The organism is Microbulbifer sp. MCCC 1A16149 (assembly GCF_050368945.1).
In the GTDB taxonomy this organism is placed as follows: domain Bacteria; phylum Pseudomonadota; class Gammaproteobacteria; order Pseudomonadales; family Cellvibrionaceae; genus Microbulbifer.
This window is the reverse complement of record NZ_CP185959.1, coordinates 26,662-41,987: the sequence shown is the minus strand read 5'-3', so window position 1 is coordinate 41,987 and position 15,326 is coordinate 26,662. Positions and strand designations below refer to the sequence as shown.

Here is a 15,326-nt window from a genome sequence, read left to right as displayed (position 1 = left end):
TGACCAACCCTGTCTGAAAGCTTTCACCCGCCCCCTCCTCTCGCGCTGGCCGCTTTCTGAACCCTGCCCAATTCGGTATTCTGTGCCGCGAAGAATTTACCCAGTTCTGAATTCACAAATAAAACAATCACGGAGCCTTCCATGCTGCCCCAATTGTTCACCCCCAACCTCGGCCGCCTGATCGGCGCCGGGCTGCTCGCCTGCAGTCTCGTCACACTGAGTGCCTGCAGCAAGAATGAAGATGCGGCAAACGGTGAAAACACCGCAGACATCCCCGAGAGCGCCACCGAATACACGCCGGAGAACCTGGAAAAAGACACCCCGCTCGCGGATAACGCCGAGCCGGAGTCCGGTGTCGACTACCACTCCTTTGCCAATACCAACGATTACCTCGTCAAACACCTCGATCTAGACCTCACCGCCGACTTCGACAACAAGATCCTGAAGGGCGAGGCCATCCTCGACATCAAGCGCCAGACCGCCAAGAATCCGCCGTTGATTCTCGACACCCGTGAGCTGGACGTTACCGCAGTGCGCGCGGGCATCGGCGATTCCCTGCAGCCGGTCAAATTCAGCATGGGCAAGAAAGACCCCCACCTGGGCACCCCGCTGAAAATTCAGCTGCCCAAGGGCGCCAACCGGGTCGCAATCCAGTACCAGACCTCTCCCGGCGCCTCCGGTGTACAGTGGCTGGAGCCGCAGCAGACCGCGGGCAAGAAGCACCCGTTCCTGTTCACCCAGGCCCAGGCCATCCATGCGCGCAGCTTTATTCCCCTGCAGGACTCTCCGCAGGTGCGCATGACCTACGAGGCCACCATCCGCACCCCGGAAGAACTGCGCGCCGTGATGAGCGCGAACAACGATCCGGAAGCAGAACTGGACGGTGTGTTCGAGTTTGAAATGCCCCAGGCCATTCCGTCCTACCTGATCGCCATCGGTATCGGCAACCTGGACTTCAAAGCCATGGGCGAGCGCACCGGCGTCTACGCCGAGCCGGAACTGCTGGAAGCCGCGGCGAAAGAGTTCGAAGACACCGAGTCCATGCTCGAGGTCACCGAGGAGAACTTCGGTCCCTACCGCTGGGACCGCTATGACCTGCTGATCCTGCCTCCCAGCTTCCCATTCGGCGGCATGGAAAACCCGCGCCTGAGCTTTATCACCCCCACGGTGATTGCCGGTGACAAGAGCCTGGTGGCCCTGATTGCCCACGAGCTGGCCCACTCCTGGTCCGGCAACCTGATCACCAATGCCAGCTGGCGCGACCTGTGGCTGAACGAAGGTTTCACCACCTACCTCACCAACCGCATCATGCAGTTTGTGTACGGTGACAAGCGCTACCAAATGGAAATGGCCCTGGGTTACGACGACCTGAAGGCCGACCTGGACGACCGCGAAGACAAAGACGAGATCATGGCCATTGACCTGCGCGGCCGCGATCCCGATGAAGTCTTTTCCAATATCCCCTACGAAAAAGGCTCCCTGTTCCTGTACGAACTGGAGCAGAAAGTGGGCCGCGAGAACTTCGACAAGTTCCTGATGGAGTACTTCAACCACTTCGCCTTCCAGAGCATCACCACGGAAGATTTCGTAAAGTACCTGGACGAGACCCTGCTCAAGCAGTACCCGGAGCAGCTGGACCGCACGCGTATCCAGGAGTGGATCTTCAAGCCTGGCATCCCGGAAGACGCACCGCACCCGCAGTCCGATGCCTTCACCAAACTGGACCCAGTGCGCGAGCAGTGGCTGAACGGTGAGATCAAGGCGAGCGATATCGACACCAAGGACTGGACCTTCCACCAGTGGAAGTACTTCCTCGACGGCATGCCGGAGAAGCTCAGCGAAGATCAACTGCAGGAACTGGACGAGACATTCGACCTGACCCAGTCCAAAAATAACGAGATCGCCTTCAGCTGGCTGATGATCGCCGTGCGCAACGACTATGAACCGGCCAACGCGCGCCTCGAAGACTTCCTGGTGGGCATCGGACGCAACAAGTTCCTGCGCCCGCTGTATCGCAATATGGTGGAAAATGGCAAAACCGACGAAGCCAAGCGTATCTTCGAGAAAGCCAAGCCGGGCTATCACCCGCTGACCGTGAAAGTGAACAGCAAGATCATCTACGGCGACTGATCCCTGGTGTAATCCTGAACACTCCCCGTCGGGCAATCCCGGGGAGTGTGCTGTTCATCGCTTTGCGTCCCGGTCCCAGCACACCGGGACGCAAATTTATGTAAATATTCTCGCCCTTTCGTCCTCATCATTTAATCTGGTGTAAATGTTGCTTCGGCAATCTGTTCTGCTTGTGTCGACGTATCCCTTGCGATCGACGCATTTACAGCTGGCCGAGCGGCAGCCCAGCGAAATTCAGATATCCAGGTATTTCACGACCCCATGAACTCCATCGGCGTATTCGGTCCAGGCATTAGTCGTCTTGTGTGTGCAAAATTCGCACTCCTTGCCACCCTCATTTTCCCCACAACACTTCTCGCCCAGGGCGGGCCCGACAAGGCACCGGTGCCGGTACGCGTCGCGAATGTGGAACTTGAGCAGATCTCCAACCCGGTGGAAGCACTGGGCACCGCCAAGGCGTGGGAGTTTGTGTCCCTGCGTGCAGGCGTAACCGAACATATCAGCCGTATCGCGTTTGAGAGCGGGCAGCGGGTCAAGGCCGGGGATGTGCTGGTAGAGCTCAGCCACGGCGAGGAGCTGGCGGAGCTGGCCGGTGCCCGCGCCACCCTGCAGCGCTATGAGCGGGATGCAAAGCGCCTGCGCGGCCTGGTGGGGAAAAACCTCAGCACCCGCGAACAGCTGGAGGCGGTGGAAACCCAGGTGGCGGAGACCCGCGCCCTGATCGACGGCCTGCAGGCGCGCATCGACGACCGCATTATCCGCGCGCCGTTTGACGGCCAGCTCGGGCTGCGCAATATCAGTGTGGGCAGCCTCGCCACCCCCACCACGGAGCTCACTACCATCCAGGAAATCGATCGCCTGAAAGTGGATTTCACTGTGCCGGAGCGACAGCTGTCGGCGATCAGCGGCGGTATGAAAATTGAAGCTGTAAGCCAGGCCCACCCCAAGCGGGTGTTCAACGGCGAGGTGATGATTGTGGAAGCGCGGGTGGACCCGCAGACCCGCGCGTTTACCGTGCGCGGCCGCCTCGACAATCCCGACGGCCAGCTCAAGCCCGGCATGCTGCTGCGGGTACGCATCATCAGCAACCCGCGCGAGGCACTGACCGTTCCCGAGGCGGCGCTGGTACCGCTTGCTGGAGACCAGTCTGTATACGTGGTCAAGAAAACCGAGGGCGGGCATATGGTGCAGCGCCGCGAGGTGCAGATCGGACACCGCTACCGGGGCAAAGTGGAAGTGCTGTCCGGCCTCTCCCAGGGTGAGCGGGTAGTAACCCGCGGCACCCTGCATATCCGCGACGGCCAGCCCGTTTCCGTGCAGGCGGATAATGGAGCGGCCAACCAATGATCATCAGTGATACGGCGGTCAAACGCCCGGTCTTCGCACTGGTACTGTCGCTGCTGCTGGTGGTGTTCGGCCTGATCAGTTTTGACCGCCTGGCACTGCGGGAATATCCGGATATCGACCCGCCCATCGTGTCCATCGACACAAACTACCCCGGGGCCTCCGCGGATATTGTGGAGACCCGAATCACCCGCCTGATTGAGGACCGCATTGCCGGAATCGAGGGCATCAAGACAGTCACCTCGTCGAGCACCGACGGGCGCTCGCGGATTTCCATCGAGTTCAATATCAACCGGGATGTGGACGGCGCGGCCAACGATATCCGCGACCGCGTCTCCGGGGTGATGAACAACCTGCCGGTGGAAGCGGATCCCCCCGAAATCGAAAAGGTCGACAGCAGCGACGATGTGGTGATCTGGCTGAACCTCACCTCCGACCGCCTCACCGTGCCGGAGCTCACCGACTACGCCAACCGCTACCTGGTGGACCGCTTCTCGGTACTCGACGGCGTGGCCCGGGTGCGGGTGGGCGGCGCCAAAGACTTCGCCATGCGTATCTGGCTGGACCGCGGTGCCATGACCGCGCACAACGTTACCAGTGCGGATATCGAACAAGCCCTGCGCGCGGAAAACCGCGAGCTGCCGGCGGGCTACCTGGAATCCAGTGATCGCCAGTTCACCCTGCGCCTGCAGCGCCAGTTCCAGAGCGCCGAGGACTTCGCGCGTCTCGCCATTGCTACCGGTGACAGCGGCCATGTGGTGCGTCTCGGTGATGTAGCGCGGGTGGAACTGGGTTCTGCTGAGGACCGCTCCACCTTCCGCGGCAATGGTGAGCCGATGGTCGGTATCGGTATTACCCGCCAGTCCACCGGCAATATCGTGGCGGTGGCGGAAGCGGCCAAGGCGGAGATGGTAAAGGTCAACAAGACCCTGCCGGACGGCATGCGCCTCAGCCAGAGTTACGATGCCTCGGTGTTTGTGTCCGAGGCGATCAAGGAGGTGTACACCACCCTGATCATCGCCGTGATCCTGGTAACCCTGGTGATCTACCTGTTTCTAGGCAACTGGCGCGCCACCCTGGTGCCGGCGGTGACAGTGCCGGTATCCCTGATCGCCACCTCCATCCTGCTGTACGCCTTCGGCTTCAGTATCAACCTGCTCACCCTGCTGGCGCTGGTACTGGCCATCGGCCTGGTGGTGGATGACGCCATTGTAGTGCTGGAGAACATTTTCCGGCGCATGGACGAATACGGCGAGCCGCCGCTGTTGGCGGCCTATCGCGGCGCGCGCGAGGTGGGCTTTGCGGTGGTCGCCACCACTCTGGTGCTGGTGGCGGTGTTCGTGCCCATCACCTTCCTCGAAGGAGATATCGGCCGGCTGTTCTCCGAGTTCGCACTGACCATGTCCGCGGCAGTGATCTTCTCCTCCATCACCGCACTGACACTGTCGCCCATGCTGGCGGCGAAACTGATTCGCCCCAACGATGAGCACAATGCAGCCACCCGTTTTATGGACAACGCGCTGACCCGCGTCCAGCGCCGCTACCGGGGCGGGCTCGATTTTATTCTGCGCAAACACTGGGTTGCCAGCTGTGTATTTCTGGCGGTGATGACGTTTGCCGCGCTGTCATTCCGCCTGATTCCCACTGAATACGCCCCGCGGGAAGACCGCGGTTCCTTCTTCCTGCTGGTCAACGGCCCCGAGGGCGCAAGTTACCAGTACATGCAGGAATACATGGACACCATCGAGGCACGACTGATGCCGCTGGTGGAAAAAGGCTATGTAAACCGCCTGCTGGTACGCTCACCGCGCTCCTTTGGGACCTCCGCCACCTTCAATACCGGCATGGTGATTTTCACCCTCGCCCCCTGGGGAGAGCGTCCCTCGGGATTTGAGCTGATGAACCAGGTGCGCGCGGCGGTGAGTGACCTGAGCGGGGTACGCGCCTTCCCGGTGATGCGCCAGAGTTTCGGCGGCGGCCTGGGTAAACCCGTGCAATTTGTCGTCGGTGGCGGCAGCTACGCGCAACTGACCGAGTGGCGGGACCAGCTGAACGCCGCGATTGAGAAATCCAACCCGGGTCTGCTGGGTGTGGACTGGGACTACAAGGAAACCCAGCCGCAGCTACGCATCAATGTGGATTACGAGCGCGCCGCGGATCTCGGTGTTCAGGTCAGCGATGTGGGCACTACCCTGCAGACCATGTTCGGCTCCCTGCGCGCCACCACCTTTATCAATAACGGGGAAGAGTACGACGTGATCCTTGAGGGCGAGCGCGATATGCAACGCACCCCGGACAGCCTGGAAAACCTGTACGTGCGCTCCTCGACCACCGGCGAGCTGATCCCCCTGCAGAGCCTGGTGGAAGTCAGCGAGTACGCGGACTCGCCACAGCTGCAACGCTACAACCGGGTGCGCTCCATCACTCTCGACGCCAACCTGGCGGACGGGTTGGTACTGGGCGAGGCGCTGGCCTACCTGAACCAGCTGGTGGATGAAAATATCGAAGGGTCACCGGTAATCGACTACAAGGGACAGTCAAAGAGCTTCCAGGATTCCGGCAACACCATCCTGTTCGCCATTCTGCTGGGCGCGCTGGTGGTGTTCCTGGTACTGGCCGCGCAGTTCGAGAGCTTCATTCATCCACTGGTGATCATGTTCACGGTGCCCCTGGCCATGGCCGGCGCCTTGCTGGGCCTGTTGCTTACCAATCAATCGCTGAATATCTACAGCCAGGTGGGACTGATCATGCTGGTGGGGCTGGCGGCGAAGAACGGGATTCTGATTGTGGAATTCGCCAACCAGCTGCGGGACCGCGGCGTGGAGTTTGGCCAGGCCCTGCGCCAGGCCTCCGAGACCCGGCTGCGGCCGATCCTGATGACCGGCATCACCACCGCCGCGGGCTCGCTGCCACTGCTGCTGTCCTCCGGTGCCGGCTCGGAGACCCGCGCGGTAATCGGTACTGTGGTGCTGTTCGGCGTGCTGGCAGCGACCCTGTTCACCGTGTATATCGTACCGGTGGCCTACGACGTGCTGGCGCGCCGCACCGGTTCGCCGGGCCAGGTAGCGCGGGATGTGGCAGAACTGGATTCGCAGTATCCCGTCACGAAACAGGATTGATTGGCGGGAGAGTTTGCGCCGGGCTATTCATACCGGCGCAATTTACATAGTCTTCACAAATTCAGCGCAACTTTTTCTCGCTGGCGCTCGTCTAACTGGCAGGAATCAGAAAGTTGCAATCAAATCGCAGACAGGGAACCCTCATGGGCAAGCGAATATTCGCCGTCATCGCACTGATCACACTGGCAATGGTTATGGCCGCCTGTGAGCGACAGACCTCCTGCTACCGGGACGGCAGCCGCGAGCGCAAGCCGCCGATGCCGTTTGCCGCCCTCGACAGCGAGCTGAGCCCCGCACTCGCACTGATCCGGTCCTTCTGAAAGCGGGACAGATATCACCCGGGAGTTTACTCCGCCAGTAATTCCGCGATCTGACGGTCGTTCAGACCAAACAGATACAGCGCCGCATCCAGCCCAAAGTCATCGATCGCCTGCGGCGCTTCCGCGCGCACCTTGGGCTTGGCGTGAAAGGCGATACCCAGTGCACCCAGCGACAGCATCGGCAGGTCGTTGGCACCATCTCCCACCGCAATCACCTGATCCAGTGACAGGTGCATCTCCTCGGCAATCTCCTGCAGCAAATGGGCCTTGCGCGCGCCGTCCACGATCGGGTCGATCACGCCACCGGTCAGCGCCCCGTCTTCGAACTCGAGCTGGTTGGCGTGGATCACATCCACCGCCAGGTGATTGTCTTTCAGGTAGCCGGCGAAATAGGTGAAGCCGCCGGACAGAATGGCGGTTTTACATCCGAGCGCGCGCAGCGCACGTAGCAGGCGCGGCGCACCGGGCATAATCGGTAACTGGGGGGCGATTTCCGCCAGGCGCTCCTCGGTGAAGCCCTGCAGCAATCCCATGCGCTTGCGGAAACTCTGCTGGAAATCGAGCTCGCCGCGCATGGCCGCGAGGGTAATCTCTGCCACCTGTTCCCCCACGCCGGCAATCTTGGCCAGCTCATCGATCACCTCCGCCTGGATCAGTGTCGAATCCATATCAAAACAGGCAAGCCGCGGTGCGCGCTGGGTATTACCAGCCTGCAGCGTCAGTTCCACCCCCAGCGCTGCGGCCAGCTCCAGCAACGCCTTGCGTGCGCTGTCGAACTCCAGGTTTGCATCCAGCTGCAGGCGGACCGCGATGCGCTCTGCGCTACAGGCGAGAATATCCAGCCCGCTCACCGCCCAGTCGCGCTCGCCCAGGAATGCCTTTAACTGCGCGAGTTGCTGCTGCTGCACCTGCTCTGCGAGCAGGGTCAGGCACCAGGGCGCGGTCACTGCAGAGGGGCAATCCGGCATGCTTTCGCCCGCGGATAGTGAGAAAACCTGCTGGCAGAGAGCGGCGAGGGAGGAGTAAGTTGGTGCTTCCATGGCTGTTTCTTATCGACTCTGATGGGGCGCTCGAGCGGCTCGATCGCCGGGAAAAGGCCGCGCATTATAGCCCGGCGCCTTTTTTCGCTGAAGAAGTGGGATAAAATCAGCCCCTGTATCGCCAGCGAATCCATAACAAGATGAAAAACCTGCTCGCCAGCCTGTCCGAATTCACCAGCAACCTGCCCCAGCGGCTTGCCGGACTCTCCCGCAACCGGCAGCGCCAGCTGCTGGCGGCCGCCATCTGGCTGACCCTCGCCGGCTTCTGCCTGGCAACCCTGGGCCACGCCTACGGCCGACAGCAGTCCGATGCCATCGCCCGCGACCGAGCAAGTGCGGAGGCAGCGGCCAAGCTACTGGCGAGCCAGAGCCTCGAACAGATCGTGGCCGGCGACCGCATCAGCCTGCAGATGCTGGCCCAGCAGACTCTGGCTCTGCCCGCGGTGCGCGGGGTGACCATCCAGGATGTGGACTCCAGTCCGCTGGCCCAGGCCGGCGACCGCAACCGCGGCCAGATGATTACCGAACCGGTGGTACTGCACGACAGCCTGGCGGGCAGCGTGGCACTGAATATCCAACCTGGTGCCTCGGTCGCCTATCCCTGGGCAAGCCTGTTGCTGTGCCTGATCTTCGCGCTGCCATTCAGTGCGGCCTGCGCTCTCGCGGTCAGCCAGGTTCGTCCGCAGTCGTCGCGCAAACCACTGATCGTCCCCAAAGCCAAACCTAAGCCGCCCCCGGAAGTGACCGCCGGCCTGTACCTGCGCCCCTTGAACTGGGCCCAACTGGGCAACCAGCTCTCGCGCAGCGCCATGGATAGCCTGCAGAACGAGCTCGTGCAGCGCCTGCAACTGCTGACCCGCATTTACGACGCGCGCACGCTGCCCAGCGCCGGCCCGACCGTGGGCCTCGGCTTTGCCGGCGACGACGCGGCCTTTCGCGCGGTCTGCGCGGGGCTGCTGCTGCGAGGGCTGCAACAATCCAGCCGCGCCACCGGCCTGCAACTGGCGCTGGCGGTACTGCCGACCAAGCCGGAGCAGTTCGATTTCGACGGCGAACAGCTGCTGAGCCAGTCCCGTGGGCTGGCACTGCACCCGCAGCTGCAGGACGACGAATCACTCGCCGATCGTATTCAGTGCCATACCACCAGCTGGGGCGCCGAAGTGACCGGGCTCAATCCCAAGCTGCAGCAACTCCTGGACAATCAGCTGCAACAGCTGGTTTCTGCCTAACAGGCACTCGCAACCCCGAACTCCCCCAGAGCCTGCCGGTACCGGCGGGCTCTGGGCAATCCCGCGCCCTATACGCACCCCCGCCCGCTTTCATTTACAGCTCTTCTCTTATATCCGCCACGCCGCTAATTACTTATTGGTTGTTGATATTCATCGCAACGGGTCGTGATTGGGCTTCCGCGACCCTTAAATAACTTCCACTTGGGTTTCGGTTTGGCGTCGGCACATTTCAGCCGGCGACCGGATCGAAAATAAGAAGGTTCACCCGCCCTCGCGGCGTGGAGGTTTTCATGAAGCGCACATTCGCAGGACTGGCCAGCGGGCTCGGCGCAGTAGCCCTACTGACCCTGTCCGGCTGTTCCAGCATGGAGGATATGACCGATACCACAACGGCTATCAACCGAACCAATGAGGGACCCGGCTACTACTCGGTCAAAGGCCGTTACTACCACTGCCACCAGAATGGGCACTGTCACAACGCCCGCCATTCCGATTACTACATTCGTGGTGGTAGTTACTACCAGCCCCGGCCTCGACACCACGTGAATCAGCCTCGCTGAACCTTCTCAAATCTCTGGTTAAACACTGACACCAGTTAAACGGTATCCAAGGTGGATCGGCACCCTGGCAACCCGTTACTTGCCCCTCGGAGGTCTCCTATGAAGAGCATTGTCAAAAAAGGCCTGTTGGCCGCTACCGTATTCGGCACCCTGACCCTGGGCGCCTGCGTTTCCGACGGTTACTACAGTTCCGGTAGTACGGGTTACTCCACCTACCCCTATTCGCGCCCTTATGTCTATCCATCTGGCAGCGTGTCCTTCTACTACTCGTCGCCGCGCTACTATCGTTACGGCCATCCCCGTTACTATCGCGGCGGTTACTACCGTCATCACGGTCGCCACTACTACAACCGTCCCGGCTATCGTCCGCCCCATAGCCACCATCGTCCCGGTCGCCCCGGACATCGCCCCGGACATGGCGGTGGACACCATCGTCACAGTGGTAGCGGACATCGTCGCCGCTAGTCCCGGCCAGCTGACCGGGGTATGAGCCCGACTCATACCTTGGTCATACAGACCCGCAACTCCCGCCGCTGCTAGGATTTATCCAAAGAATAAGCATCTGCGGGAGTTCGCTGTGCAGCAGAAGAATCAATCACACGCAGTCCTGATCACCGGCTCCACCAGCGGTATCGGACTCGCCATCGCCCACTGTTTCGCGCGGGCAGGTCACCACGTGATGTTGCACGGCCTCGCCGACAACGAAACCGCCCGCACCCTGTGCAACGAGTTTGCCGATTACCCAGGCAAGGTGGGCTTCAGTAGTGCGGATATCTCCAGTGAAGCCGGCTGCGCACAGCTGGTGGCTGACACCCGCGAAGCCATTGGTAATCCCTCGGTGTTGATCAACAACGCCGGTATCCAGCACACCGCCCCCGCTCATGAGTTTCCTGCAGAGAAGTGGCACCAGATTCTGTCAATCAACCTCAGCGCCGGCTTTTTCCTCAGCCGCGACCTGCTGCCGGCCATGCGCGCCAGCGGCTGGGGGCGCATTATCAATATCGCATCGGTACACGGCCTGGTGGCTTCGGAGCACAAGTCGGCCTACTGCGCGGCCAAACATGGCCTGGTGGGCCTGACCAAGGTACTCGCGCTGGAAAACGCCGACTGCAACATCACCGCCAATGCCATTTGCCCGGGCTGGGTCGAAACGCCGCTGATCCAGCCGCAAATTGAAAATATTGCCCGCACCCAGCAGGTGGACCTGGACACCGCGCGCACCGAGCTGGTGGGAGCCAAACAGCCGATGGCACGGGCCACCAATCCGCAGGCAATCGGCGAACTGGCGCTGTACCTGTGTGGGGAATTTGCCGGCACCATTACCGGTGCGGCACTGCCGGTGGACGGTGGATGGAGCGCACAGTAGTATCCATTGCACCCGATTCATTTATCCTTCAGGGTGCTGCCGTGAATTATCAATTGCTGATCGCCGACGACCACCCGCTATATCGCGACGCGCTGGCGACCACGCTTACCCCGCATTTTCCGAATGCGGAATTGCTGCAGAGCGAAGATCTGGACTCCACCCTGCAGCGCCTCGCTCAGTCGGAAGTCGATCTGTTGCTACTCGATCTGAACATGCCCGGCAGCGAGGGCTTCAGTGGCCTCGCTCGCATCCGCAACGACTTCCCTGCAGTGCCGGTAGTCGTGGTTTCCGGCAGTGACCGGCACGCGGTGATCCAGCAGGCCGCCGGGCTCGGCGCCAGTGGGTTTCTCTCCAAAACCGCGCGGCCGGATGAAATCCTGCAATGTATCGAGTGTGTACTGGCGGGAGACCAATGGTTTAGCGAAGAGGCGCTACAGGCAGAGAGCGAGTGTGCGCTGGCGGAAAAACTGAATCAGCTTACCCCGCAGCAGTTGAAGATATTCCAGATGATTGCCCAGGGCATGCTGAACAAGCAGATTGCCTATGACCTGGATATCACCGAACCCACGGTCAAAAGCCATGTAACTGCGATTCTGCGCAAGCTCGCGCTGCGCGATCGCAAGCAACTGATCCGCGAGGCCCAGGCGCTGATTCAGATCTGAATCCGACCCCGGTTTTTCGCGGCGTTAAACGGCAGCACCTCAGATAAAGTGCTGCACCTTGTTCTTGTAGCTGCGACTCATCTTCAGGCGCTCACCGTTATTCAGCACCAGGTGATACTCACCATTGATGTGCGCACAGATCTCACGCACCCGCTTCAAATTGACGATGGTGGAGCGGTGGATGCGCTGAAATACTTTCGGGTCCAGCTGCTGTTCCAGCTCCTTCATGGTGATGCGCATGACATGTGTCTCGCCGTTGGCGTGCACGCACATGTAGTCACCGGCAGCATCGATCCAGTCGATCTCCCGCGCCGGTACCAGGGTGATTTTGCCGGAATCCTTGATCGCGATTTTTTCCGGATAGCGGCTGCTGCCCAACTCTCCCGCCGCCAGCTTGACCTCCAGGGACTCCGGGGATTCCTGGGTCAGGTCTGCCACGGCCTCAAGTAACTGCTCGCGCTGCGCGGCCAGGTTTTCACTGCCGAGCTTGTCGCGCACCCGCTGCAGCGCGCGGTCCAGACGATCCTCCTCAATGGGCTTCAACACGTAATCCACCGCGTTAACCTCGAATGCCTCTACCGCGTACTGGTCGTAGGCGGTCACGAAAACAATCTGCGGCATTTCATCTTTCGGCAACAGCTGTACCAGCTCCAGCCCGGTCACTCCCGGCATCTGGATATCCAGGAATGCGACGTCCGGCTTGAGCCGTTCGATCTGCTCTTTCGCCTCGCGACCGTTGCCGCACTCGGCCACCACCTCGACACCACCCAGGTTTTCCAGGCGCAGCCGCAGGCCACGTCGGGCCAGGGGCTCATCGTCCACAATAATGACTTTCAGACTGTCGCTACTCACCGCTTATCACTCCGTTCATGCCTAGCCTTCCCCTGTACTGTGTCGCTGCTATCAGTCCCGTTCAAACGGAATCCGCAGATGTACCGCCAGACCGCCTTCCGGGCGATTGCAAAAGCGGGTCTTCTGCTCGACACCATATAGTGCCTGCAGGCGCTCGCAGGTATTGCGGATACCCACGCCGCTGCCTCTGCCCAGCTGCACCAATTCCGCCTCCGGAACACCGGGACCGTTGTCGCTGATTTCAAGTAACAACTCACCCGCAAACACCCGCGCCTTGATGGTGATCTGACCACCCCACTCGCGCTGGGAGATACCGTATTTGATGGCGTTCTCGACGATTGGTTGCAGCAACAGGCTGGGAACCAGGGCTTCGGGCGCATCGCCGTCGAGATCCACACTCACCTGCAGGCGATCGGCGAAGCGCACCTTCTCGATATCCAGGTACAGCATCAGCGCCTCGACCTCTTTCGCCAGGGTCACCTTCTGCATCGGATCGTTATCCAGGGAATGGCGCAGGAACTGGGACAGGCGGGTCACCATGCTGTTCGCCGTCTTGCCATCCTGCTCCAGGATCAGGGTGGAGATGGCGTTCAGGGTGTTGAACAGGAAGTGCGGATTGAGCTGGTAGCGCAGCATCTTCAGCTGTGACTGGTGCGCAATGGACTCGGCCTTCAGTGCTTTTTCCTGCTGCAGCAGGGATGCCTGATAGTACTTGATCCCGTAGTAAAGCGCCGTCCAGGTCATGTAGATCAGGAAGGAATAGGAAAACCAGTATACCGCCAGCACCACCGGGTGCTCATCGCTCTCCCGCCCATAAAGCCACAGGGAGCCGCCAAACTTGATCGCCGCCCACAGTGCCGCACCCACAACGATAACACCGAGCGAGCCCAGCAGACGCTGCGCCGGCTGCTGGTTCCACAGGCGCTGGAAGCCGCGCCGCATACCCTCGGAAATCGCGATACCGGATGCGGTGGCCACGGCGATATAACCGGTGTACAGCCAGTGGTTCTCGACCCAGAAAAAGCCGCCGATAAACGTCAGCAGCGTATAGCCGGCCCAGCCACTCCACTGCAACGCCCGGTACTGGTTGCGCTCGGAACCCAGCCATTCGGACAGCCAATTGAAAACAGAAGTACCCATAAATCTCCAAAATGCGCAGAAAGTGCGCCAATCTGGGAAAATAGACTAAATGACGTTGGCCGTGGACGAAATACCACCAAACGCAACAATCTGACGGACTGCCGCAGAAAGCGGCTGAGGATGAGGTGCAGGATGAATTACTGGCTATTCAAGTCGGAACCAGACGAATACAGCCTCGCGGATCTCAAGAACGAACCGGGCCAGACCGGCCGCTGGGACGGTATCCGCAACTACCAGGCGCGCAATTTCCTGCGGGATGCGGTACAGGAGGGAGACGGCGTGCTCTTCTACCACAGCGCCTGCAAGGTACCCGCTATCGTCGGCACCGCCCGGGTGGTGAAGGCCGCCTACCCCGATCCGGCGCAGTTCGATCCGGAGAGCAAATACTTCGACATCAAAGCCAGCACTGATAAACCGCGCTGGTTCTGCGTGGATATCCAGTGGCAGAGCGAATTCGCCCGCCCGGTGCCGCTGAAACAGATCAAGCAGGACCCGGCGCTGGAGGAGATGGTACTGGTAAAGCAGGGACGCCTGTCCATCCAGCCGGTGACCCCGGATCAGTGGCAGGCACTGGTCCAACTCGGAAAATAGTCCCGATTCAGCCCCAGGTCTTCAGAGAAATTCCGCGATCTGGTCAAGCGGCTTTTTGCTAATTGCTGGAACCCGGGCGCCCTCCGCCGGCAAGCCGGCCACGACGATCATGTAAGGACGCTCATTCGCAGGGCGCCCGAGGATGCTGTTGAGAAACTTCATCGGGCTCGGGGTATGGGTGAGTGTGGCCACACCCGCATTGTGCAGTGCGGCCAGCAACATGCCGGTGGCGATGCCCACGGATTCGGCGGTGTAGTAATTTTTGCGCTGCTCGCCCTGCTCCCCTTCGGAAAACTTCTTCAGGAAGATCACGATCAGGTAGGGCGCGGTTTCCAGGAAAGGCTTCTGCGCATCGGTGCCCAGGGGCGCGAGGGCGTCCAGCCACTCTTCCGAGGCGCGCCGCTCATAGAACTCCCGCTCTTCAGCCTCCGCCGCCAACCGGATTTCCCGCTTTAGCGCCGCAGATTCCACCACGCAAAAGTGCCACGGCTGCATGTTCGCGCCGCTGGGCGCGCTGCCGGCGGTGCGCACGGCGTCCTCAATCACAGCCCGGGGGACCGGTGCGGCGGAAAAATCCCGCACCGAGCGGCGCTGTTTCATCAGGTGGTAAAACGCCCTGGCCCGCGCCGTCATGGAGTCGCCATCGAGCCGCTCAAATTTCAGCGGCGTAAAACCTTCAGCATGGGACATATCAAACGACACCCTTGGTGCGTGCAATTACCAGGCTGAGCAGGGACAGTGCGGTGAGCACCACCAGTATCACCCCGAGCAGCAGGAACGGACGGAAAGGTTTACGCTCGACATCGTTGTAACCGCTTTTCAGGTAGGCATCGACCTTGGCCTGGTCTTCGTCGGAAAGCTTTTTTGGCGGGACTGTGGAGTCTTGTTCAGACATGAGGATCTGACCTCAGGGTTATTATTGTGATGCTCCGAGTCTAGAAGAATCCCCACAACGAAAAAAGCCCCGCGGAGC

Annotated in this window: 15 protein-coding genes; 10 read left to right on the top strand and 5 right to left on the bottom strand. The window is 60.8% G+C overall.

All coding sequences use genetic code 11. From position 1 onward, the window contains the following. Nucleotides 1–141: 141 nt before the first annotated feature. The 4 genes from ACONT6_RS00180 (at nucleotide 142) to ACONT6_RS00165 (ending at nucleotide 6,913) form a co-directional block, all read left to right on the top strand. The gene (locus ACONT6_RS00180) at nucleotides 142–2,130 is read left to right on the top strand and encodes a M1 family metallopeptidase (RefSeq protein WP_428819892.1); all 1,989 of its coding nucleotides are present in this window, start codon (nucleotides 142–144) and stop codon (nucleotides 2,128–2,130) included. A 261-nt stretch (nucleotides 2,131–2,391) separates the two neighbouring features. Next, nucleotides 2,392–3,477, top strand: coding sequence for an efflux RND transporter periplasmic adaptor subunit (locus tag ACONT6_RS00175; RefSeq protein ID WP_428819891.1), 1,086 nt, complete (start codon nucleotides 2,392–2,394; stop codon nucleotides 3,475–3,477). Next, entirely contained in the window at nucleotides 3,474–6,593 is a 3,120-nt protein-coding gene (locus ACONT6_RS00170) for an efflux RND transporter permease subunit (RefSeq protein ID WP_428819890.1), read from the top strand. Before ACONT6_RS00175 ends, ACONT6_RS00170 begins: the two co-directional genes overlap by 4 nt. A 143-nt stretch (nucleotides 6,594–6,736) precedes the next feature. Further along, the gene (locus ACONT6_RS00165; protein ID WP_428819889.1) at nucleotides 6,737–6,913 is read left to right on the top strand and encodes a hypothetical protein; all 177 of its coding nucleotides are present in this window, start codon (nucleotides 6,737–6,739) and stop codon (nucleotides 6,911–6,913) included. A 26-nt stretch (nucleotides 6,914–6,939) separates the two neighbouring features. On the opposite strand, the gene serB is transcribed toward ACONT6_RS00165, so the two are convergent. Beyond that, the gene (gene serB, locus ACONT6_RS00160; protein WP_428819888.1) at nucleotides 6,940–7,953 is read right to left on the bottom strand and encodes a phosphoserine phosphatase SerB; all 1,014 of its coding nucleotides are present in this window, start codon (nucleotides 7,951–7,953) and stop codon (nucleotides 6,940–6,942) included. Between the two features lie 140 nt (nucleotides 7,954–8,093). Here serB and ACONT6_RS00155 point away from each other — a divergent pair, with 140 nt between their 5' ends. The 5 genes from ACONT6_RS00155 to ACONT6_RS00135 all read left to right on the top strand — a co-directional run bounded on the left by ACONT6_RS00155 (nucleotide 8,094) and on the right by ACONT6_RS00135 (nucleotide 11,770). Beyond that, nucleotides 8,094–9,182, top strand: coding sequence for a hypothetical protein (locus tag ACONT6_RS00155; RefSeq protein WP_428819887.1), 1,089 nt, complete (start codon nucleotides 8,094–8,096; stop codon nucleotides 9,180–9,182). A 290-nt stretch (nucleotides 9,183–9,472) separates the two neighbouring features. Then, complete coding sequence (locus ACONT6_RS00150; RefSeq protein WP_428819886.1) at nucleotides 9,473–9,742, top strand: hypothetical protein; 270 nt, start codon at nucleotides 9,473–9,475, stop codon at nucleotides 9,740–9,742. Nucleotides 9,743–9,841: 99 nt separating this feature from the next. After that, nucleotides 9,842–10,207, top strand: a complete 366-nt coding sequence (locus tag ACONT6_RS00145; protein WP_428819885.1) for a hypothetical protein — start codon at nucleotides 9,842–9,844, stop codon at nucleotides 10,205–10,207. Nucleotides 10,208–10,319: 112 nt separating this feature from the next. Continuing rightward, the gene (locus ACONT6_RS00140) at nucleotides 10,320–11,108 is read left to right on the top strand and encodes a 3-hydroxybutyrate dehydrogenase (protein WP_428819884.1); all 789 of its coding nucleotides are present in this window, start codon (nucleotides 10,320–10,322) and stop codon (nucleotides 11,106–11,108) included. Nucleotides 11,109–11,149: 41 nt separating this feature from the next. Continuing rightward, nucleotides 11,150–11,770 (top strand): response regulator transcription factor, encoded by a 621-nt coding sequence (locus tag ACONT6_RS00135; RefSeq protein ID WP_428819883.1) that lies wholly within the window; start codon nucleotides 11,150–11,152, stop codon nucleotides 11,768–11,770. A gap of 39 nt (nucleotides 11,771–11,809) precedes the next feature. On the opposite strand, the gene ACONT6_RS00130 is transcribed toward ACONT6_RS00135, so the two are convergent. Both ACONT6_RS00130 and ACONT6_RS00125 read right to left on the bottom strand, forming a co-directional pair. Further along, nucleotides 11,810–12,622: a LytR/AlgR family response regulator transcription factor gene (locus tag ACONT6_RS00130; protein ID WP_428819882.1), complete on the bottom strand. Its 813-nt coding sequence runs from the start codon at nucleotides 12,620–12,622 to the stop codon at nucleotides 11,810–11,812. A gap of 51 nt (nucleotides 12,623–12,673) precedes the next feature. Then, entirely contained in the window at nucleotides 12,674–13,762 is a 1,089-nt protein-coding gene (locus ACONT6_RS00125) for a sensor histidine kinase (RefSeq protein WP_428819881.1), read from the bottom strand. Between the two features lie 132 nt (nucleotides 13,763–13,894). Here ACONT6_RS00125 and ACONT6_RS00120 point away from each other — a divergent pair, with 132 nt between their 5' ends. Next, nucleotides 13,895–14,353, top strand: coding sequence for an EVE domain-containing protein (locus ACONT6_RS00120; RefSeq protein ID WP_428819880.1), 459 nt, complete (start codon nucleotides 13,895–13,897; stop codon nucleotides 14,351–14,353). 21 nt (nucleotides 14,354–14,374) lie between these two features. On the opposite strand, the gene ACONT6_RS00115 is transcribed toward ACONT6_RS00120, so the two are convergent. Together ACONT6_RS00115 and ACONT6_RS00110 are read right to left on the bottom strand one after the other, a co-directional pair. Beyond that, on the bottom strand, nucleotides 14,375–15,043 hold the full coding sequence (locus ACONT6_RS00115) for a nitroreductase family protein (protein WP_428819879.1): 669 nt from the start codon (nucleotides 15,041–15,043) through the stop codon (nucleotides 14,375–14,377). 1 nt (nucleotide 15,044) lies between these two features. Continuing rightward, a complete protein-coding gene (locus ACONT6_RS00110; protein ID WP_428819878.1) occupies nucleotides 15,045–15,248 on the bottom strand; it encodes a DUF3094 family protein in 204 nt (67 codons plus the stop codon). Nucleotides 15,249–15,326: the final 78 nt, after the last annotated feature.